Source organism: Frankia tisae (genome assembly GCF_025403405.1).
Classification (GTDB): domain Bacteria; phylum Actinomycetota; class Actinomycetes; order Frankiales; family Frankiaceae; genus Frankia; species Frankia tisai.
On record NZ_JANEZT010000075.1, the window covers coordinates 1 to 20,338 of the forward strand.

General features: G+C 72.2%; 18 protein-coding genes. 4 read left to right on the plus strand and 14 right to left on the minus strand.

Going from position 1 to position 20,338, the window contains the following annotated elements; all coding sequences use genetic code 11:
* From NBZ85_RS09875 to uvrC, 11 genes are all read right to left on the minus strand, one after another.
* Positions 1 to 1,070 (minus strand): serine/threonine-protein kinase (locus NBZ85_RS09875; protein WP_261561831.1); only part of this gene is annotated, 1,070 nt, incomplete at its 3' end.
* A 79-nt stretch (positions 1,071 to 1,149) separates the two neighbouring features.
* Positions 1,150 to 1,485 carry an RNA polymerase-binding protein RbpA gene (locus NBZ85_RS09880; protein ID WP_009399449.1) on the minus strand — a complete coding sequence of 112 codons (336 nt, stop codon included), beginning with the start codon at positions 1,483 to 1,485 and terminating at the stop codon, positions 1,150 to 1,152.
* A gap of 245 nt (positions 1,486 to 1,730) precedes the next feature.
* Positions 1,731 to 3,545 carry an ABC transporter substrate-binding protein gene (locus NBZ85_RS09885; protein ID WP_261561832.1) on the minus strand — a complete coding sequence of 605 codons (1,815 nt, stop codon included), beginning with the start codon at positions 3,543 to 3,545 and terminating at the stop codon, positions 1,731 to 1,733.
* Positions 3,542 to 3,772 (minus strand): preprotein translocase subunit SecG, encoded by a 231-nt coding sequence (gene secG, locus NBZ85_RS09890; RefSeq protein WP_011605700.1) that lies wholly within the window; start codon positions 3,770 to 3,772, stop codon positions 3,542 to 3,544. The genes NBZ85_RS09885 and secG overlap by 4 nt, the downstream gene beginning before the upstream one ends.
* Positions 3,773 to 4,207: 435 nt before the next feature.
* A complete protein-coding gene (gene tpiA / locus NBZ85_RS09895; RefSeq protein ID WP_261556339.1) occupies positions 4,208 to 5,059 on the minus strand; it encodes a triose-phosphate isomerase in 852 nt (283 codons plus the stop codon).
* A 33-nt stretch (positions 5,060 to 5,092) separates the two neighbouring features.
* Positions 5,093 to 6,295 carry a phosphoglycerate kinase gene (locus NBZ85_RS09900; RefSeq protein WP_261556337.1) on the minus strand — a complete coding sequence of 401 codons (1,203 nt, stop codon included), beginning with the start codon at positions 6,293 to 6,295 and terminating at the stop codon, positions 5,093 to 5,095.
* A 119-nt stretch (positions 6,296 to 6,414) separates the two neighbouring features.
* Positions 6,415 to 7,422, minus strand: coding sequence for a type I glyceraldehyde-3-phosphate dehydrogenase (gene gap / locus NBZ85_RS09905; protein WP_261556336.1), 1,008 nt, complete (start codon positions 7,420 to 7,422; stop codon positions 6,415 to 6,417).
* Between the two features lie 502 nt (positions 7,423 to 7,924).
* Positions 7,925 to 8,911, minus strand: a complete 987-nt coding sequence (gene whiA / locus NBZ85_RS09910) for a DNA-binding protein WhiA (protein WP_136447078.1) — start codon at positions 8,909 to 8,911, stop codon at positions 7,925 to 7,927.
* A 5-nt stretch (positions 8,912 to 8,916) separates the two neighbouring features.
* Complete coding sequence (locus NBZ85_RS09915; protein WP_261556335.1) at positions 8,917 to 10,212, minus strand: gluconeogenesis factor YvcK family protein; 1,296 nt, start codon at positions 10,210 to 10,212, stop codon at positions 8,917 to 8,919.
* A gap of 2 nt (positions 10,213 to 10,214) precedes the next feature.
* Positions 10,215 to 11,084, minus strand: coding sequence for an RNase adapter RapZ (rapZ, locus tag NBZ85_RS09920; protein WP_261556334.1), 870 nt, complete (start codon positions 11,082 to 11,084; stop codon positions 10,215 to 10,217).
* A complete protein-coding gene (gene uvrC, locus NBZ85_RS09925; RefSeq protein WP_261561833.1) occupies positions 11,081 to 13,384 on the minus strand; it encodes an excinuclease ABC subunit UvrC in 2,304 nt (767 codons plus the stop codon). Before uvrC ends, rapZ begins: the two co-directional genes overlap by 4 nt.
* Before the next feature lie 250 nt (positions 13,385 to 13,634).
* On the opposite strand from uvrC, the gene NBZ85_RS09930 reads away from it, so the two are divergent.
* Complete coding sequence (locus tag NBZ85_RS09930) at positions 13,635 to 14,048, plus strand: SsgA family sporulation/cell division regulator (protein WP_261556332.1); 414 nt, start codon at positions 13,635 to 13,637, stop codon at positions 14,046 to 14,048.
* A 66-nt stretch (positions 14,049 to 14,114) separates the two neighbouring features.
* Here the strand turns inward: NBZ85_RS09930 and uvrA are convergent, their stop codons facing one another.
* Positions 14,115 to 17,045, minus strand: coding sequence for an excinuclease ABC subunit UvrA (gene uvrA, locus NBZ85_RS09935; protein WP_261556331.1), 2,931 nt, complete (start codon positions 17,043 to 17,045; stop codon positions 14,115 to 14,117).
* 300 nt (positions 17,046 to 17,345) lie between these two features.
* Between uvrA and NBZ85_RS09940 the strand changes: the two genes are divergently transcribed.
* Entirely contained in the window at positions 17,346 to 18,041 is a 696-nt protein-coding gene (locus tag NBZ85_RS09940; protein WP_261561834.1) for an MBL fold metallo-hydrolase, read from the plus strand.
* A 43-nt stretch (positions 18,042 to 18,084) separates the two neighbouring features.
* Here the strand turns inward: NBZ85_RS09940 and NBZ85_RS09945 are convergent, their stop codons facing one another.
* Both NBZ85_RS09945 and NBZ85_RS09950 read right to left on the minus strand, forming a co-directional pair.
* Positions 18,085 to 18,339, minus strand: a complete 255-nt coding sequence (locus NBZ85_RS09945; protein ID WP_261561835.1) for a hypothetical protein — start codon at positions 18,337 to 18,339, stop codon at positions 18,085 to 18,087.
* 274 nt (positions 18,340 to 18,613) lie between these two features.
* Positions 18,614 to 18,874, minus strand: coding sequence for a MarR family transcriptional regulator (locus tag NBZ85_RS09950; protein WP_261561836.1), 261 nt, complete (start codon positions 18,872 to 18,874; stop codon positions 18,614 to 18,616).
* A gap of 117 nt (positions 18,875 to 18,991) precedes the next feature.
* Here NBZ85_RS09950 and NBZ85_RS09955 point away from each other — a divergent pair, with 117 nt between their 5' ends.
* Together NBZ85_RS09955 and NBZ85_RS09960 are read left to right on the plus strand one after the other, a co-directional pair.
* A complete protein-coding gene (locus NBZ85_RS09955; protein ID WP_261561837.1) occupies positions 18,992 to 19,510 on the plus strand; it encodes a hypothetical protein in 519 nt (172 codons plus the stop codon).
* Between the two features lie 140 nt (positions 19,511 to 19,650).
* Positions 19,651 to 20,193, plus strand: coding sequence for a hypothetical protein (locus NBZ85_RS09960; protein ID WP_261561838.1), 543 nt, complete (start codon positions 19,651 to 19,653; stop codon positions 20,191 to 20,193).
* Positions 20,194 to 20,338: the final 145 nt, after the last annotated feature.

The following is a 20,338-nucleotide window of genomic DNA, read 5'->3' on the forward strand; positions in this document are numbered from 1 at the left end:
GATTCGCCGCCGTCCGGGGGACGCCGCACCGACGCCACCAGGGACACCGGCGTCGCGGGCCCCCCTCCGGTGGCCGGCCGGCCCGTCCGTTGGCCGGTCGCGGTCTCCCCCGGGCCGCCGCCCACCAGCCGACTCGCCGGGTTGCCCCCCGCCGTACCGCTGCGGGCCACCGGGACCGCTGCGGCCACCCCGCCCGCAACCCGGCGGCGCCCGCCAGCCTCCGGGCGCGCCCGCGCGGAGGCGGACAACGCCCGGGTGAGCAGGGCGTGGGCACCGTCCGGGCGCAGACGCCTCGCCGGGCTCTTGGCCAGCAGTCCCATGATCGCGGGAACCAGCGGCCCGGCTCGGGTGAAATCGGGCGGGTCGGCGTGCACCACCGCGCCGACGGTCAGCGGCACGTTCTCCCGCTGGAACGGGGAGACGCCTTCGACCGCGAGATACAGGGTGGCGCCGAGCGCGAACAGGTCGCCGGACAGAGTCGCCGCACCGCCGAGCAGCCGCTCGGGGGCCATGTAGGCGGGAGTTCCCCCGCTGCCGAGACCACCGGTGAGCGTCGGGTCGGAGACGTGCGTGGCGATGCCGAAGTCGGTGAGCAGCACCCGGCCGTCGTGGGCCAACAGGATGTTGGACGGCTTGACGTCGCGGTGCAGCACGCCGAGCCGCTTGCCGGCGACGAGAGCGTCGAGGACGGCGAGGCCCACCTGGGCGGCGTGCTCCGCCGACAGCGGCCCGCGCTGTTCGACGGTGGCGGCGAGGGTGGCGGCGGGCACGTAATCCATCACGATCCACGGCAGGCCGTCCTGCTCGACGGCGTCGTGGACGGTCACGACGTGCGGATTGCCCCGCAGCCGGGCGGCGTTGCGGGCCTCCCGCATCGCCGTGTCGACCTGGCCGGCCCGCTCGGCGTCGTCGAGGTCGGCCGGGAACCGGATCTCCTTGACCGCGACGTCGACCCGCAGCACCTCGTCGTACGCCCGCCAGACGGTGCCCATCCCGCCGGCGCCCAGCCATTCGGCCAGCCGGTAGCGCTCCGCGACCAGCCGACCGGCGCCGACATCATCCACAGTCACAGCGCATCATCCTCGGCGGTGGGCCCGGCAGGACCCCCGCCCCGCAGGGCCCGACCGAGCCCCTCCCGCGCGCAGAAGCCTAGGGGGCGCCCCGCAGCTTGGCGAGCGCTTCCGCGAGGATCGCCTCGCCGTCCTTCTCGTTACGCCGCTCCCGGACGTAGGCGAGATGGGTCTTGTACGGCTCGGTCCGCGGCGGGGCCGGGGTGTTGTCCCGGTCCCGCCCCGCCGGAAAGCCACAGCTCGGACAGTCCCACGTGTCGGGGATGGCCGCGTCCGCAGCGAACGACGGTCTCGTCTCGTGCGCGTTGGCGCACCAGAAGGAGATGCGCTGGCGGGGCGCGGTTTCGCCCCGCTCCGCCTCTCCCATCGGTCCAGCCCCGACCCGGCTCCCCCGGATGGCGTTGCCACCTGCCACGGCCCGCGTGCTCCTTCGTCTCGTCCCATGGGTGGTAGCCCGGAATCCGCTGCGGTGGAACCGCGGTGTGCTCCACCGCGGGAACCGACAGCCGGTTCCGCAAGCATGACGTTCCCGACTACTCCCCCCGGTTGTCCCTCCGGGTACGTCCTGGGGGGAGTGTAGGCCGCCAGGGCCCAACGTGGATGCACCGACCACCCCGACCCGGCCATGCACAGCCTGGACGATCATGGACGGGTCGGGTGTCATCCGGATCCGAGCGACACCGCGGACGGATCGGCCGTGCCGATCGAGGGGACGATCTCGAACGTCGTGACGCCCGCGCTGTGGAACACCGGGGTGTGCACGACCGCCAGCGGGATCACCGCGGCGCTGCCGACGACCGTCTGCTCCAGCGCCCCCCAGGAGGCCGCCGCGGTCGTCTCCGTCGTGGCCCGCAGAGCGTCCTCGAGCTGACGTGTGGCGTTCGGGTCGCGGTAACCGCCGTCGGCGGGGCGCGGGCCGAGCCACTGGTCGTCCAGCAGCGGCTGGAAGACCGTGCGCCCGGCGTCGCCGAACCATGCCGGCGTGATCGTGGACAGCGCCAGGTCCCAGAACTGGTCGGCGGGATGGACCGCCGCCGTGGCGAACCTGGCACCGGTGCGGATCCGGACGTCGAGGCGGACCCCGGCGCGGGCGAACGACGTCCGCAGCGCCTCGGCGACCGCCGCGTCGGTGGCGCTGTCCGTGGTGAGCACCGACAGCGCCGTGACGGGACCGCCGGGGGTCTGGCTGAGCGCCTCCCTGCAGCGGGCCGGATCGCCCAGGCCCGCGGGGCTCGGGAAGGGGTCGGCGTCGTGGTAACCCGTCATCGGCTCCTGCATCAGCCCACCCGTGGCGGCGGCGAACTCGGGGCCGCCGAGCGCCGCGGCCAGGCTCACCCGGTCGATGCAGTAGGGCAGCGCCTGGCGGATGACCGGCTCGCGCAGGGCGGCCGCGGACGGCCCGTCGAGGCCGACCGTCAGCGCCAGAGTGGAACCCACCGGGTCGACGACGAGACGCGGGTCCTGGGCCTTCGCGAGCTCCGCGGCCCGTCCGATCGGCAGCTCGCCGTCCAGCGACACATCCGCGTCGCCGCGCTCGAGCTGCTGCTGCATCGCCTCGGGGGACAGCCCGTCGGTGATCGTGATGTGGTCGGGCAGCGCCCGGCGGATACCGTCCGAGGAGGCGCTCCACGACGGGTTGCGGGCCAGCCGGTAGCCCGCGGTGGCATCGTCGTCGGGGGCGATGGTGAACCGGTAGGGCCCGTCGGAGACCAGGTTGTGCAGGTACTCGGGCGAGTCGGGCGGGTAGGCCAGCGCCTCCAGCGGCACCGGCGACGCAGCGGGCAGAGCCAGCACGTCGACGAAGTCGTTCACCGGGGCGAGCAGATGGAACGCGACGGTGTCATCGCCGACGATCTCCACCCCCTCGACGGTGTTGCTTTCGACGAAGGCGGCGGCGTCCCCGACCGGGATCGCCGCGAGCTCGGTGCAGAACTCGCGGAAGCCGACAACCGTCGCGGCGAAGTAGCCGCGCAGCGGCGAGGGGTCCGGCGGCACGCACAGCCGCTTGATGCCGCGGGCGACGTCGTTGGCCGTGATCCGCCGCTGATTCGGGGTGTCCCAGCGGGCCGCCGAGCGCAGCCGGACGGTGTAGACCAGACCGTTCTCGGTGACGATCGGCGCCCCGGTGGCCAGGTCGGGCCGCGGGACCGTCGACCTCGCGGGATCAGCGTCGGTCGGGTAGCTGTAGAGCTGGCGGGTGACAAGCCGGGCGACGGCCCGTTCACCGGGCTGGTCGGCCCAGCCAGGGTCCCCGCTGGGCATCGTCTGGGTGACGATGCGCAGGGTGCCCCCGGGCTTGGCCGCCGGTGGGGTCGTGGCGGCGACCGTCGGGGTGGGGCTGGGGGCGGCGAGGCGGCCGGAGTCGCCGGAACCGCCGCTGCAGGCCGCGGCGACGACGGTGAGAACGGCGGCAAGCGCCGCGAGTCGAAACGCCGCCGGCCTGCGGGGACGGCGGCGGGCACGCGGGGCGTTCAATTCTTCAGCAGCAGACCGAGACCGATGATGCAGACGAACCAGACGGTTCCGACCAGGACGGTCAGCCGGTCGAGGTTCTTCTCCACGACGGAGGAACCACCGAGCGACGAGGACACGCCTCCGCCGAACAGGGTGGACAGACCGCCGCCCTTGGCCCGGTGCAACAAGACGAGCAGGATCATCAGAATACTCGCGATGATCAAGGCGATCGACAGACCGACCGTCATTCAGACCAGCTCCTGCTCCTCGGGGAGGCGGCAGGACGCCCGCGCCCGACTCGCCGCCGCGACAGTGGAGGCTCCACGGCCCTGCACACCTCCTGCACCCTTCAGCGACGTGCATGAATCCGGCAACCGTCAGGGGTCAAGCGGTATCGGCACGTCGCCAGGCAACAATATCCGCTCGTGCCAGCGAGACCCCCGTGGAAACCGGCACCGCGAGGGCCGGTGGGTGGCCGGGGTATACGGCGGGCAGCGGCGTACAGACCGGCCCCGTCTGACCATCTTTCGACGGTCCCGCCAAGATACCGCACCCCGACACGCCGGCCGCGGTGACGCACCTGGTCCGCGTCGGGCGATGCGCGGACAGGCCCGGCGGCGGGGCCGGAGATGGCAAGAGCCCGGTCAGGGTCACACCCGACCGGGCTCTCCGTTCGGGCTGTCTCAGACGGGCGGGCCGCTGCGCACGATGCCGACGAACTCCTCGGCGACGAGGCTGGCCCCGCCGACGAGCCCGCCGTCGACGTCGGGCATGGTGAACAGCTCGCCGGCGTTCGCCGCCTTCACCGAACCGCCGTAGAGCACGCGAATGCCCGCGGCCACCTCGTCGCCGTAGAGCCGGGCGAGCTGCCCGCGCACGGCGGCGCACATGTCCTGGGCGTCCTGGGCGGACGCCGTGCGGCCGGTGCCGATCGCCCACACCGGCTCGTAGGCGATGACGATCGTCGCGGCCTGCTCGGCGGTGATCCCGGCGAGGGACCCGGCGAGCTGGCCCAGCACGTGCTCGACGTGGGTGCCGGCCGCGCGGATCTCCTCGACTTCGCCGACGCACAGGATCGGCGTGATCCCGGCGGCGTAGGCCGCCTTCGCCTTCGCGGCGACCTGGGCGTCGTCCTCGTGGTGGTCGGCGCGGCGCTCGGAATGGCCGACGACGACGTAGGAGCAGCCGAGCTTGGCCAGCAGCGGCCCGCTGATGTCACCGGTGTGCGCGCCCGAGCCGTGCGGGGAGAGGTCCTGCCCGCCGTAGCCCAGGGCGAGCTTGTCGCCGTCGACCAGCGTCTGGACGCTGCGCAGGTCGGTGAACGGCGGGAGGACGACGACCTCGACGGTCTCGAGCTCCGCGGGCTTGAGATCGAAGGCGATCTTCTGCACCAGCGCGATGGCCTCGAGGTGGTTGAGGTTCATCTTCCAGTTGCCGGCCACCAGCGTGCGCCGCCCGGTGCCCTTGTCCTTGCTCACGCGGTTCTTACCCTTCTCGGTACCCCGAACGGATCGTCCCCGGCCCAGCGGCGCCATCACCGGCCACCGGTCTCAGCCATCGAGACGGTCTCAGACATCGAGCGCCGCGAGGCCGGGCAGCGTCTTGCCCTCGAGGTACTCCAGGCTCGCTCCACCGCCGGTGGAGATGTGGCTGAAGGCGTCCTCGGGGATGCCGAGCGTGCGCACGGCGGCGGCGGAGTCCCCGCCGCCCACCACGGAGAAGCCGTCCCCGGCGGCGATCGCCTCGGCGACCCCACGGGTGCCGGCGGCGAACGGCGCGAGCTCGAACACGCCCATCGGACCGTTCCAGAACACGGTGGCGGCGCCGGCGAGCCGCCCGGCGAACAGTGCCGTGGACTCCGGGCCGATGTCCAGGCCGAGCCAGCCGTCCGCGATGCCGTCGGCGGCGACGACCGCCGTCTGGGCGTCGGCGGCAAAGCGGTCGGCGACGACGATGTCGGTCGGCAGCACGATCCGGTCCCCGCCCTCGGCGAGCAGCGCCTTGCAGGTGTCGATCATCTCGGACTCGAGCAGGGAGCCCCCGACGCCGTACCCGAGTGCCGCCAGGAAGGTGAAGCACATGCCGCCGCCGACGAGCAGCGCGTCGACCTTGGGCAGCAGGGCGCGGATGACCCCGAGCTTGTCCGACACCTTCGAGCCACCGAGGACCACCGCATAAGGGCGGGCGGGGTCGGCGCTGAGGCGGCGCAGCACGTCGAGCTCGGTGAGCACCAGCCGGCCGGCGGCGTGCGGTAGCCGCTTGGGCACGTCGACGACGCTGGCGTGGGCCCGGTGGACCGCACCGAAGGCGTCGCCGACGTAGAACTCGGCCAGGGCGGACAGCGCGTCCGCGAACGACGCCCGGGTCACGGCGTCCTTGCTGGTCTCCCCCGGCGTGAAGCGCAGGTTCTCCAGCAGCGCCACCTCGCCGTCGCCGAGACCCGCGACGACCTCGTGCGCGCGGGCGCCCGCGATGTCACCGGTGCCGTCGCCGGCGAAGGCCACCGGCCGGCCGAGCAGTTCACTCAGCCGGGCCGCAACCGGCTCCAGCGAGTACTTGGGGTCGGGCTCGCCCTTGGGGCGGCCCAGATGGGAGGTCACGATCACCCGCGCGCCGCGGTCCAGCAACGCGGCGATCGTCGGGACACTGGCTCGGACCCGGCCGTCGTCGGTGATGCGCGGGGTGTCGCCCGAACGGTCCAGCGGCACGTTCAGGTCACTGCGGACCAGGACGCGGTGCCCGGCGACCTGCAGGTCGTCGATCGTCCTCACTCTTGGTTACTCCATTGGGCTCGAGACCGGGGATGGGAGACGGGGCGATGCGGCAACCACGACGGCCGGGACCGCGGACAGCGGCCCCGGCCGGAACGGCGCCTGGTGCTACAACCGCGCTAGAGGCGGGCGCCGACCAGGGCGGTCAGGTCGACCAGCCGGTTGGAGTAGCCCCACTCGTTGTCGTACCAGCCGATGACCTTGACCTGGTTGCCGGCGGACATCGTCAGCAGCGAGTCGAAGGTGCAGGACGCCGGGGTGTTCACGATGTCGGAGGAGACGATCGGGTCCTCGGTGTAGACCAGGTAGCCCTTGAGCGGGCCCTCGGCCGCCGCCCTGAACGCCGCGTTGACCTCCTCCTTGGTGGCCGGCTTGTTCAGCGTGGCGACCAGGTCGGTGACAGAACCGTCGAGCACCGGCACCCGCATGGCCAGGCCGTCGAGCTTGCCCTTGAGGTGCGGCAGGACCAGCGCGGTGGCCTTGGCGGCACCGGTGGTCGTCGGGATGATGTTCTGTGCCGCCGCCCGGGCCCGGCGCAGGTCCTCGTGCGGGAAGTCCAGGATGACCTGGTCGTTGGTGTAGGCGTGGATGGTGGTCATGAGGCCCTGGCTGATGCCGAACGCCTCGTCGAGGACCTTGGCCATCGGCGCCACGCAGTTCGTGGTGCAGGAGGCGTTGGACAGGATGTGGTGCTTCGCCGGGTCGTAGGCGTCGTCGTTCACGCCCACGACGATGGTGATGTCCTCGTCCTTCGCCGGGGCCGAGATGATGACCTTCTTGGCACCCGCCTTGATGTGCTTGCCCGCGTCGGCGGCCTTGGTGAACCGGCCGGTGGACTCGATGACGATGTCCACGCCCAGCTCGCCCCACGGCAGCGCGGCCGGGTCACGCTCGGCGAGGACCTTGATCAGGGTATCGCCGACCCGGATGCCCTCCTCGACGACGCTGACCGGAGCGGCCAGCGTGCCCAGGGTGGTGTCGTACTTGAGAAGGTGCGCGAGGGTCTTGTTGTCGGTCAGGTCGTTGACGGCGACGATCTCGAGGTCGTTCCGCTTGCTCGCTGCAAGCGCCCGCCAGAAGTTACGGCCGATCCGCCCGAAGCCGTTGACACCCACCCGCGTAGCCACGTCCAGAACTCCCCTACCGTCTTGTCTCGTCGTTTCCACAGTCATGACGCCGCTTGCGTCAGGACCGAAGTTCGGTATCTCGTTGTCGAGGCAGGAGCCTAACGAGTTCGCACATCATCGGCGGTAATCCGAACCGTGCGGTGTTGGTCTCCTCACACGAGGCCGCGCACCCGTCGGGGACCTGCTCCCACCCGGTCATGACGATGCTCCGCATCCGGAGGTTCCCGCCGCTCCCCGCCCGACCCCCCGGGCCAGGCACGTCCCGCGATTGCCTGCCACACCATCCGAGCCGCCCCACCGTTCGGGCACCCCCGCGGCGCGAGGCCTGCACCGTCCCCTGTGTGCGATCCCGATGGTGCTACCCCCCGATTATTCCACGGACGATCGGGCATCGTCGGGCCGACCTCGGCACGCACCGCCACCAACGGGCGCCTATATCAGGAATAGCGATGATCTAACTAGCGAAATGCCCAGAATCGACCAGATGACGCATTGGCAGCACTCAGGCGTTCTCCAGCAGATCCGGTGACACGCTTGCCTCGGTGTTGGGGATGCCGAGAGAGTTCGCCCGCTTGTCCGCAAGCGCCAGCAACCGCCGGATCCGCCCGGCGACGGCATCCTTGGTCAGCGGCGGGTCGGCGAGCGCGCCCAGCTCCTCCAGCGACGCCTGGGCGTGCTCCAGACGCAGCCGGCCCGCGGCGAGCAGGTGCTCGGGCGCATCGTCGCCGAGGATACGCATCGCCGCCTGCACCCGTGCCCCGGCCGCGACCGCGGCGCGGGCCGACCGGCGCAGGTTGGCGTCGTCGAAGTTCGCCAGGCGGTTCGCCGTCGCCCGGACCTCGCGGCGCATCCGCCGCTCCTCCCAGGCCATCAGGCTGTCGTGCGCACCGATCTTGGTCAGCAGCGCGCCGATGGCGTCCCCGTCCCGGATGACCACCCGGTCGACCCCACGCACGTCGCGGCTCTTGGCCTGCACACCGAGCCGCCGCGCCGCCCCGACCAGCGCCAGCGCCGCCTCCGGACCGGGCGAGGTCACCTCCAGCGAGCAGGACCGGCCCGGTTCCGTCAGCGACCCGTGGGCGAGGAACGCGCCCCGCCAGGCCGCGGCCGCGTCGCAGGCCGAGCCCGTGACGACCTGTGGCGGCAGCCCGCGCACGGGCCGGCCACGCTGGTCGAGCAGCCCCGTCGAGCGGGCAAGCTGCTCACCGTCGCGTTCGACCCGCACGATGTACCGCACCGACCGGCGCAGCCCGCCGGCGGCGAGCACCGCCACCGTGGACGGAAAGCCGAAGACCTCGGCGACCTCCCGGCGCAACCGGCGCGCGGTCGCGCCCGTATCGAGCTCCGCCTCCACCACGATGCGGCCCCCGACGATGTGCAGCCCCCCACCGAAACGCAGCAGGGCTGCCATCTCGGCCCGCCGGCAACAGGGCTTCGCGACCCGTAGCCGACTCAGTTCATCCTTGACGGTGGCCGTCATCGCCGCCACACCGATCACTCCTTGGCTTCACCGAACGGGGTCCGGCGAACGGTGTCGCCGGACGATGGGTATTTCGTGAGCGGCCGCCGGCTGCCCCCCGCGGACGACGCCCGCGGAGCCGACGGGGCAGGGGGTGTGGACGGTCCGGTGCGGACGGCCGGCGACGCCGCCGTCGCCGACCTGCCCCCGGGTGCCGCGGCCTGCTCGACCGTCCCGACCCGCTCAACCGTCCCGACGCGCTCGACCGTCCCGACGCGCTCGACCTGCTCGCCCCTCCCGGCCTGCTCGACCGTCCCGACCCGCTCGACCATCCCGAATACTGCGCGGAAGGCTGCGGCGAGGCGGGCTGGGTCGTGCACGGGTGCGCCGGGCACCCGCACCGGCGCCAGATACAGCCGGGCGCCGAGATCCGCCGCGGCCCGCGCGAGCGGGTCGGGCTCGGGCACGGCGCTCGGATCGGCGATCACGACGTCCAGATGCAGGCTGGGCACATGCCGGCGCAGGGCGTCGAGGTGGGCCTGCGGGGTGTACCCGGCGGTCTCCCCCGGCTGGGCGGCCAGATTGAGGACCATCAGCGTGCGCGCCCGCGTGGTAGTGATCGCCCGCCGCATCCCGGGCACCAGCAGGTGCGGCAGCATGCTCGTGTAGAGCGAACCCGGGCCGAGGACGAGCCAGTCGGCCGCGTGGGCCGCCGCCACCGCCTCCGCGCAGGCCGCCGGTTCCGCCGGCGCCAGCCGCACGCCGGCCACCCGCCCCGACGTGGTGGCCACCGCGGCCTGCCCGCGTACCTCGGTCACCGCCCCAGGTGCGGCCGGGTCCAGCCCGATGACGTCGGCGACGATGTCGATCCCCGCCGTGGACAGCGGCAGCACCCGGCCCCTCGCCCCGAGCAGGCCGGCGGCGAGGTCGAGCGCGGCCACCGGGGAGCCGGTGCGCTCGGCCAGCCCGATCAGCACCAGGTTCCCCACCGCGTGCCCGGCCAGCGGTCCGGAACCGGCGAACCGGTGCTGGAAGAGTTCCGCCCAGGTCGCGGGCGGGCCGTCCGGGCCGGCGAGCGCGGCCAGCGCCATCCGCAGGTCGCCCATGGGCAGCGCGCCGAACTCCGCGCGCAGCCGCCCCGACGAGCCGCCGTCGTCGCCGACGGTCACCACCGCGGTGAGCGCCGAGGTGAGCTGGCGCAGCGCGGCCAACGAGGCGGCGAGCCCGTGGCCACCGCCGAAGGCGACGACCGCCGGCTGCCGCCCGGCGTCGGTGGCCTGCGCGGCCCGGGGCTCACGGCCGGGACCGGGTGGGTCGACGGACTCCGCCACGTTCACTCCCGTCCCAGATCGCGGTGCACGACCCGGACGCCGACGCCGTCGGCGGCCAGTCGCGCGCCGAGCTGCTCGGCCATCGCCACGCTGCGGTGCTTGCCGCCGGTGCAACCGACGGCGAGGGTCAGGTAACGCTTGCCCTCACGCGCGTAGCCCTCCCCGACCAGGCGCAGCAGAGCCGCGTACTGGTCGAGGAACTCCTGCGCCCCGGGTTGGGCGAGGACGTAGCTGCGCACCTGCGGATCCCGCCCGGTGTAGGGGCGCAGCTCCTCCACCCAGTGCGGGTTGGGCAGAAACCGGCAGTCGGCGACGAGGTCGGCGTCCAGCGGCAGCCCGTACTTGTACCCGAACGACACCACGGTCGCGTTGAGCCGGTTCGCATCCGGCTGCCCGAACGCCGCGTCGATCTTCGACCGCAGCTCGTGGACGTTCAGATCCGTGGTGTCGAGGACGAGGTCGGCCTCGCCGCGCAGCTCGGCGAGCAGCGCCCGTTCCCGGCCGATGCCGTCGACGACCCGCTCTTCGCCCTGCAACGGATGTGGCCGGCGGACGTGGTCGAACCGCCGGATGAGCGCGTCGTCACTGGCCTCGAGGAAGAGCATCCGCGGATGCATACCGCGGGCGTCCAGCGCCGCGATCGCGGCCCGCAGGTCGGAGAAGAACGCCCGGCCGCGGACGTCCACGACCACGGCGATCCGGCTGACCGCGCCCCCGGAGCGGTGGCCGAGCTCCGCCATGGTGGCCAGCAGCGCGGGTGGCAGGTTGTCGACGACGAACCAGCCGAGGTCCTCCAGGCACTTGGCCGCGGTGCTACGGCCCGCGCCGGACAGGCCCGTGATGATGGCGAGGTCGAGGGTCGGGGTGGTCATGACGCCCTTCCCGAGTCGGCATGGTGCACGTGGCGCACCGTAGCGGCGGGATCGGCCGCCGCGAGCGCCGGTGCGGTCCGCGCCGGGTCAGGGTCCGCCGGGGCCGAAGGTAGCGCCTCGTCGAGGATCTCACCGGTGCGGGGGTCGACGGCGGGCGCGGGCGCGGCGGCGGTCCCCGGCGCGGACCGGCCGAGCGCCGCGAGGATGGCCGCGGCGGTACGCGGCCCGATGCCGGGAACCTCGGCGATCTGCTCGGCACTCGCCGCCCGCACCTTCGCCACGGAGCCGAACTGCCGCAGCAGCGCCCTGCGCCGGGTTTCCCCGAGGCCCGGCACGTCGTCGAGCGCGGAGGCCACCATCGCGGCGGATCGTTTCTGGCGGTGGTAGCTGATGGCGAAGCGGTGCGCCTCGTCCCGGACCCGCTGCAACAGGTACAGCGCCTCGGAGGTGCGAGGCAGAATCACCGGCTCCGCCGAATCGGGCAGCCAGACCTCCTCCAGCCGCTTCGCGAGCCCGCACAACGCCACCCCGCCGGGCCCGATGTCGATGCCCAGCTCGTCGAGGGCACGGGCGGCCGCGGCGACCTGCGGCGGGCCACCGTCGACGACGACGAGATTCGGCGGGTAGGCGAACCTGCGCGGGCGGCCGGTGGGACCGTCCACCGCGGGGTCGGCCGCGGGGTCGGCGATGTCGGCGAGCTCCCCGGTGCGGGCTCGCTCGGCGAGGTAGCGGGAGAACCGCCGGTGGATGGTCTCGTACATGCTGGCGACGTCGTCCTGCCCGGCGTCCGCCCGCCCGTGCTCGTGGCCGGCGCCGCCCGCGCCGCCGCGGATGGAGAACCGACGGTACTCCGACTTGCGCGCCAACCCGTCCTCGAAGACGACCATGCTCGCGACCACGTTGGTGCCCTGGATGTTCGACACGTCGTAGCACTCGATGCGCAGCGGCGCGTCCGGCAGCTCCAGGGCCTCCTGCAGCTCGGCGAGCGCCCGGCTGCGGGCGGTCAGATCGCTGGCCCGCTTCATGCGATGCAACGCCAGCGCCTGGCGGGCGTTGCGCTCCACGGTCTCCATGAGGGTGCGCTTGTCGCCCCGGCGGGGCACCCGGACCTCGACCCGCCCCCCGCGGGCGGCGCCGAGCAGCTCGGCCACGGCGTCCGCGTCCGCGGGCAGAGTGGGCACGAGGATCTCGCGCGGGATGCCCGCGCCCTGCGGGTCGGTGCGTGGTGAACGGGCCGGCGGCGTGGGGCCTCCCGCCCGGCCCGAGGTCTCCCGCCCGGCCGGCGGCTCGCCGCCATCGCCGGGGGCGGCCTCGCCGGCGGCCCCGTCCCGCGCGGCGACGGTGCCCGCGGCGGTGAGCGACGTGCCCTCCAGGTACTCCTGGGTGAGGAACTGCTCGACGAGGTCGGCCGTGGTCACCTCGTCAAGCCTGTCGACCACCCAGCCGCGTTGCCCGCGCACCCGCCCGCCGCGGACGTAGAAGATCGCGACCGCGGCCTCCAGCTCGTCCTCGGCGAAGGCGATCACGTCGGCGTCGGTGCCGTCGGGCAGGACGACGGCCTGCTTCTCGATGGCACGCCGCAGGGCGCCGGCGTCGTCGCGCAGCCGCGCGGCCCGCTCGTACTCCTGGGCCGAGGCCGCCTGCTGCATCTGCTGCTCGAGGCGGCGCAGGTAGCGGCCGGTCTGCCCGGACATGAAGTCACAGAAGTCGTCGACGATCTCCCGGTGGGTCTCGGCGTCCACCCGGCCGACGCAGGGCGCCGAGCAGCGGTCGATGTAGCCGAGCAGGCACGGCCGGCCGACCTGCCCGGCCCGCTTGAACACCCCCGCCGAGCAGGTGCGCGCCGGGAAGACGCGCAGCAGCAGGTCCAGGGTCTCCCGGATCGCCCAGGCGTGGGCGTACGGACCGAAGTACCGCACGCCCTTGCGCTTCGGTCCCCGCATGACCTGCAGACGCGGGTACTCCTCGTGGAGGGTCACCGCGAGACTCGGGTAGCTCTTGTCGTCGCGGTAGCGGACGTTGAAGCGCGGATCGAACTCCTTGATCCACGTGTACTCGAGCTGGAGGGCTTCGACCTCCGTGGCGACCACGGTCCAGTCGACGGCGTCGGCCGCCTGGACCATGTGCTGGGTACGCGGGTGGAGCGTGTGCAGATCGGCGAAGTAGTTGGCCAGCCGGGCCCGAAGGTTCTTGGCCTTGCCCACGTAGAGCACACGGCCGTGCTCGTCGCGGAAGCGGTAGACACCGGGGGTCTCGGGGATCGAGCCCGGCGCGGGCCGGTAGGACGCCGGATCAGCCATGAACCGAGCCTACGGCGACCATCATCCCGCACGAGCAGCGCCTGCACGTAACCATTTCATCACGCATAGCGTACGGCCTCATCGGCGGGCTCCCTCAAGGCGGGGCAGGTGGGTGACAGGAGGCGACAGAATCTCCAGCCGACGGTGATTAATGCGGGACTTTCCGTTGTTTCGGGTGCCCCCGCTGGCGCCCGGCGCGGGGGGCTGCGACCCTCGACACATCGGGCAAGCGAACCGAGGGAGCCAGCACGTGCTTGGTGAGGACGTCACGGCGGAGTTCCTCGTGGACGACGCGGCCAGCCGTGGGCGGGTGACGGTGTTCCAGATCTGCTGGCGCGCGTGCGATCCGTTGGCCGTGTCCATGACCCTGGTGTCCAGGCCGGAGCACCCTGCGCTGCCTCAGGGCAGCTGGGTGGCGCCCCGCGACGCGCTGCGCGCCGGCCTGGAGACGGCGACCGGCGACGGCGACGTGCGGATCGGCCCGGACCCCGCGCAGGGCGGCGTCCGGCTGGACCTCGTCGACGGGAAGCGCCACTCCGTCGTGGTCCTCGCGACGTCGTCGCTGCGCAGTTTCCTGGACCGCACCGAACGGCTGGTGCCGACCGGCCAGGAGCACACCGAGCAGGAGTTGGACACCGTCCTGGCGAACCTGTTCCAGAACTGACCTCGAGCGACTTCCAGAACTGACCTCGCGCTTGCCCTACGGCCCGCCGGGCCGTAGGCGCGACCCTCAGCGGGCCGCCGCCTGTGCAAGCCGGCGCGGCCGGCCGCCTCCCCCGCCGCCGGCTTCGGCCGTCTCCCCGCCGATGGCCGGGACCCGGCCGCCGAGGATCTCCCGTAGGAAGACCGCGGTGTGACTTTCCTCGACGGCGGCAACGGCCTCGGGCGAACCCTGGGCGACGACCCGCCCGCCGCCGGTGCCGCCCTCCGGGCCCATGTCGATGATCCAGTCCGCCGTTTTGATCACGTCGAGGTTGTGCTCGATGACGATGACCGTGTTGCCGGCGTCGACGAGCCGGCCGAGCACGCCGAGCAGTTTGCGGATGTCCTCGAAGTGCAGCCCGGTCGTCGGCTCGTCGAGGACGTAGACGGTCCGTCCGGTGGAGCGCCGTTGCAGCTCGGAGGCGAGCTTGACCCGCTGCGCCTCACCGCCGGACAGCGTCGGCGCGGACTGGCCGAGGCGGACGTAGCCGAGCCCGACGTCGTTGAGCGTGCGCAGGTGACGTGCGATCGCCGGCACCGCGGCGAAGAACTCGGCCGCCTCCTCGATCGGCATGTCGAGAATCTCGGCGATGTTGCGGCTCTTGTAGTGCACCTCGAGGGTCTCCCGGTTGTACCGGGCGCCGTGGCAGACCTCGCACGGCACGTACACGTCCGGCAGGAAGTTCATCTCGATCTTGATCGTGCCGTCGCCGGAGCACGCCTCGCACCGGCCGCCCTTGACGTTGAACGAGAACCGGCCCGGCAGGTACCCGCGGACCTTCGCCTCGGTGGTCTCCGCGAACAGCCGGCGGATGTGGTCGAAGACACCGGTGTAGGTGGCCGGGTTGGACCGCGGGGTGCGGCCGATCGGCGACTGGTCGACCCGGACCGCCTTGTCGAGATGATCGAGGCCGCTGACCGTCCGATGCCGGCCGGGTACCTCGCGGGCGCCGTTGAGCTTGTTCGCCAGCACGGCGGCGAGGATGTCGTTGACGAGGGTGGACTTACCCGACCCGGACACCCCGGTGACGGCCACGAAGCAGCCCAGCGGGAACGAGACCGTGACGTCGCGGAGGTTGTGTTCGCGGGCGGCGTGCACGGTCAGCGCCCGGCCCTTCGTCGGCACCCGGCGGATGTCGGGCACCGGGATCTGGCGCCGCCCGGAGAGGTAGGCGCCGGTGATCGACTCCTCGGAGGCGAGCAGCTCCGCCACCGGCCCGGAGACGACGACCCGCCCGCCGTGCTCACCCGCACCGGGGCCGATGTCGACCACCCAGTCGGAGGCTCGGATGGTGTCCTCGTCGTGCTCGACGACGATGAGCGTGTTGCCGAGGTCACGCAGCCGCACCAGGGTCTGGATGAGCCGGCGGTTGTCCCGCTGGTGCAGCCCGATCGACGGCTCGTCGAGCACGTAGAGCACCCCGACGAGGCCGGAGCCGATCTGGGTGGCCAGCCGGATGCGCTGTGCCTCCCCGCCGGCCAGGGTGCCGGCGGCACGGTCGAGGGAGAGGTAGTCGAGCCCGACGTCGAGCAGGAACGTCAGCCGCGCGTCGACCTCCTTGAGCACCCGCCCGGCGATCGCCTGCTCCCGCTCGCTGAGTTCCAGCCCACTCAGGAACCCGGCGCACTCGCCGATCGCCATGCCCGCGACCTCGGCGATGGACCGGCCGCCGACCGTCACCGCCAGTGACTCGGGCTTGAGCCGGGCACCGCGGCAGGACGGGCAGGGCACGTCACGCATGTAGCCCTCGTACCGCTCCCGGCTGCTGTCCGACTCGGCCTCCCGGTGGCGGCGGCCGATGAAGCCGATGACCCCCTCGAACGAGGTGTAGTACGAGCGCTTGCGGCCGTAGCGGTTGGTGTAGCCGACGTGGATCTCGGTCTCGCCGCTGCCGTGCAGCACTGCCTTGCGGGCCCGCTCCGGCAGCCCCTCCCAGGGGGTGTCCATCCGGAAGCTGAGGTCCTCGGCGAGGGCGCTGAGCAGCCGCTCGAAGTACTCCTTGTTGTGCCCGCCGGCCCACGGCGCCACGGCTCCCTGAGCCAGGGAGAGCGTCGGATCGGGCACGACAAGCTCCGGGTCGACCTCCTTGCGGGTGCCGATGCCGCTGCAGTCGGGGCAGGCGCCGTAGGGCGAGTTGAACGAGAACGAACGTGGTTCGAGCTCCTCGAAGGACAGGTCGTCATAGAGGCAGGCGAGGTGCTCGGAGTACATCCGCTCACGCTCGGGGTCGTCGGCGGGCCGGTCGACGAAGTCGACGAGGACCAGGCCGCCGCCCAGGCGCAGCGCCGTCTCCACCGAGTCGGTCAGGCGCCGCTTGGCCGACTCCTTGGCCGCCAGCCGGTCGACCACGACCTCGATCGTGTGCTTGCGCTGCTTCTCCAGCTTCGGCACGTCGGTGAGCGCCACGACGTCGCCGTCGACGCGGGCCCGGGCGAACCCGGAGCTCTGCAGCTCGGCGAACAGGTCGAGGTACTCGCCCTTGCGCCCGCGGACCACCGGCGCGAGGACCTGGAAGCGGGTGCCCTCGGGCAGCTCCAGCAGCCGGTCGACGATCTGCTGCGGGGTCTGCCGGGAGATCGGCCGCCCGCATTTCGGACAGTGCGGCCGGCCGGCGCGCGCGAACAGCAGCCGCAGGTAATCGTAGACCTCGGTGATGGTGCCGACGGTGGAGCGGGGGTTGCGCGAGGTCGACTTCTGGTCGATGGAGACCGCCGGCGACAGCCCCTCGATGAAGTCCACGTCGGGCTTGTCCATCTGGCCGAGGAACTGGCGGGCGTAGGCCGACAGCGACTCCACGTAGCGCCGCTGCCCCTCGGCGAAGATGGTGTCGAACGCGAGGCTGGACTTGCCGGACCCCGACATGCCGGTGAAGACGATCAGCCCGTCGCGGGGCAGGTCGAGATCGACGTCGCGGAGGTTGTGCTCACGGGCACCGCGCACGACAAGACGGTCGGCCATCGTCGATCCCTCATGATCTTCCGGAAAATCGGACCTGGGCGAGTGTGGCCATGCTACGGATGGGGACCGACAGTTTTTCCATGGCCGGTCGCCGACGCCGTCCGGCGGGCACCCGCCCCCGAGTCGGCGGCACGGCCGACACCTGACGAAAGGTAACGACCTGCCTGGAACGGGTGTTCCGTACCCGGCGTGGTCTCACGCCGGGCCGCGGCGTCGGTGACCCACGGAGCGCCGACAAGCACCTCAGGCGGACGCGACGCCCGACCAGACCCAGCCGCCTGCCCGGAGAGGGAACCACCCATGAGCAACGCCCACGGCGACGAGGCCAACGCGACCACCACCAGCGGCTACACCGGGAAGGTCACCGTCGGCGGCCCGGCGGACACCCGGGCCCTGCCCGGCCTGACGGTGACCAAGGTCGCGGTCGGCCCAGCGGACAACAACGCCTACCTGCTGCGCTGCCCCGTCACCGGGGAGCAGCTTCTCATCGACGCCGCGAACGAGGCCGACACGCTGCTGCGACTGGTCGGCGACGCGGGCCTCGCCACGATCGTCACCAGCCACCGGCACGGCGACCACGTGCAGGCACTCGCCGACGTGGTGGCCGCCACCGGCGCGACCACCGTCGCCCACGCCGAGGACGCCCCGAAGATCCCGGTGCCGACCGCCCGGGTTGTCCACGACGGTGATGAGATCACCGTCGGCCGGGCGACCCTGCGGGCGATCCACCTGGTCGGCCACACCCCCGGCTCCATCGCGCTGCTTTACGATGCCGACCCCGCTGCCCCGCACCTGTTCACCGGCGACTGCCTGTTCCCCGGCGGTCCTGGCCGGACAACAAATCCGGATGAGTTCCGAAGCCTGATCGACGGCCTCGAAGAGAAGGTGTTCGGCCCCCTGCCCGACACGACGTGGATCTACCCGGGCCACGGCTTCGACTCGACCATAGGCGCCGAGCGGCCTCATCTCGCCGAGTGGCGGGCCCGCGGCTGGTGACGTCAGGCACGGTCCCGCCGGTCCCACCTCCGGTAGCGGGCGGTCAGCCGCGCTGCCGCCGCTGGAACTCGTCCAACTCGATCTGGTAGAGGCGCCTCAAGATGTCTGGAATCTGCTCGAAGCCCTCGATCTTGATCAGATGTGATGCGATGGCCAGAACGCCACCGGCAAGGGCGTAGAGGGCGGCGTCGGTGCCTTCGAGACTGTTCGGGTCTACCTTCGCGAAGACCTCGCGGCTTCGGCTGAAGAGTCCGGAGGTGGTGAGTCCTTCGATCGTCCCATCGAATTTGATTGGCATGCCGAGCACGCTCCCCCGCTCGGGTGGCGCGGGTCTGACGGTTGGTGCGGGATGGCGTGATGCGGTGCCGGATGTCCCGCGGTGTCCGATCTTGAATGCCGGGCCGGGGTGGTTGGCCGGACGATGCCTGTAGGGCTTCCTCGTGCAGATGTGTAGCCCACAGCGGACGAATGCCCGTCTCACCCGGCTCGGCCGTCTCACCGCCGGCCGGCCGGCGCGGCGGCCCCGTGCTGGGCCACCCCCGAAAGACCCGGAACCCGCAGGTTGGTCCGCCCTAAGCGTCGGTTACCCCGCTGTCTGCCGACTTGGGTCGCAGGTCGGTGCGGGTGCCCTTCCCTGGCCGGTTGTCGAGCCAGGTGGTGATCGTGGCGCGGCGCCAGCGGGGCCGGTCGGGGAAGGTGAGGTCGTCGGGTTCGGGCATGCGGTGGGTGGCGCGGAGCGCGCGGAGGCTGTTCCGTTTGATCGGCGTTCCGCGCTGTTCGGTGAGGGTGACGATGTCGGCGTAGCCGAGTAGGTCGTCGGGGTTGTCAGCCATCCGAACATGGTAGCGGCCCGCTACGTTGTTGAACTGTTGTCCCCCACCCATGTACCTAGTAGCGCATCGCTACTAGGTTAGGTCCTGTCGGAACACCGGACCGCCAGGGGGCAGAAGATGACCATCACCGCGGACACCGCCACCAGCACCAGCCGCCCCGTCGAGGTCCCCCCGGCCGCCGACCACACCATCTCGATCGACACCGCCGCCGACGTCCTCGAAGTCCAGCCCGCCACCATCCGTCGGTATGTGCATGCCGGCCGCCTGGCCCGCCTCGCCGGCGGCATCAGCGCCGACTCGGTCGCCGCGTACATCGCGACCCGCGAGGACAACATCGCGAAGACCCGGTTCCGCCCGGCCGCCGCCTACGGACCCGACGGGCACATCGCCGCCGCCGCAGCCCTCTACCACCGCGCCGCCGCAATGGCCCGGCAGGCCGAAGCGTGGAAGAAGCTCGCGAAGGCGACCCTCGACCACGTGGCGGACGGCGTGTACGGCGGGTGGGAAGTCGCACGGAAGCCGACCACGAAGACCGTCAAGGACGGGAAGGCGATCGAGGCCCGGTTCGCCCAGCTCGGCGAGGACGTCCCGATGAAGCCAGTCGCCCCGTCCCTGATCGTCACCCGCGCCGCCTGATCTGCAGCGTCGTCAACCGGACATACCTGCGGACACTGCGCGACCGTCGACGCTAGGATCCCCTCCGACTTGGGGGGTTCACGATGAAACAGGGCGTTCTCGACGAAGACGGGCAGGTCCGCTGCCCAAAGTGCGGGTCAGTGTCGTTCAGGGCGAAACGGAGTTTCAAGGCCAAGGCCGGGATCGGTATCGCCGGGGTAGCTACCCTCGGCGTCGGCGGTGCCGCCGGGGCGCTCGCCGCGCCGAAGCGGATCAAATGCCTGGCCTGTGGCACCTTGTTCAAAGCGCGGGCGCAGCCGGTGCGGCGGCCGGCGGCGACTTCGACGCCAAGACCTGCGGCGCAGAGGCCGCGACCGGAGCGATCCCCGGTTCTGCCGCGGGAACCGAAAAGACTTCTCCAGCTTCCACCGCCGTCGACTGATCCGGATGAGCCGCGGGGCACGCTGCTGCTGACCACCGCGTTGCGGTGGCCGTCGACGACGAAGGTGGTCCTTGAGGTTCGGCCTGATCTGACGGTGGATGAGGCGAAGGCGCTGATTCGGGCGACGAGACGCCGTTCGCCGCAGCCGCTGCTTGTGGACCGGCCGATGTCCGAACTGGTCGCGATTCGGAAGGCGCTCCGGAAGGCGGGGCCGCTGAGCAGGATCGTGCCTGTGGAAGCGGAGGGGGAAGTGTCGGCGTGAGCTGCTAGCCGTACAGGGCGAACCCAGGACGGCTGGACCCCTCACCGCAACGCCGTACCGCCGTGCGAAACCCCGCACCGGAACTCCCGCCGCGGCGCCGAACAGCACATCCCGCATCCACCAGGCCCTGTCTCTTATACACACT

Coding starts and splice junctions, on each gene's coding strand:
- secG (WP_011605700.1), bottom strand. CDS start 3,772: ATGACGGTCGGTCTGTCGATCGCCTTGATCATCGCGAGTATTCTGATG.
- tpiA (WP_261556339.1), bottom strand. CDS start 5,059: ATGGCGCCGCTGGGCCGGGGACGATCCGTTCGGGGTACCGAGAAGGGT.
- rapZ (WP_261556334.1), bottom strand. CDS start 11,084: ATGACCACCCCGACCCTCGACCTCGCCATCATCACGGGCCTGTCCGGC.
- uvrC (WP_261561833.1), bottom strand. CDS start 13,384: ATGGCTGATCCGGCGTCCTACCGGCCCGCGCCGGGCTCGATCCCCGAG.
- uvrA (WP_261556331.1), bottom strand. CDS start 17,045: ATGGCCGACCGTCTTGTCGTGCGCGGTGCCCGTGAGCACAACCTCCGC.
- NBZ85_RS09940 (WP_261561834.1), top strand. CDS start 17,346: ATGAGCAACGCCCACGGCGACGAGGCCAACGCGACCACCACCAGCGGC.
- NBZ85_RS09945 (WP_261561835.1), bottom strand. CDS start 18,339: ATGCCAATCAAATTCGATGGGACGATCGAAGGACTCACCACCTCCGGA.
- NBZ85_RS09950 (WP_261561836.1), bottom strand. CDS start 18,874: ATGGCTGACAACCCCGACGACCTACTCGGCTACGCCGACATCGTCACC.
- NBZ85_RS09955 (WP_261561837.1), top strand. CDS start 18,992: ATGACCATCACCGCGGACACCGCCACCAGCACCAGCCGCCCCGTCGAG.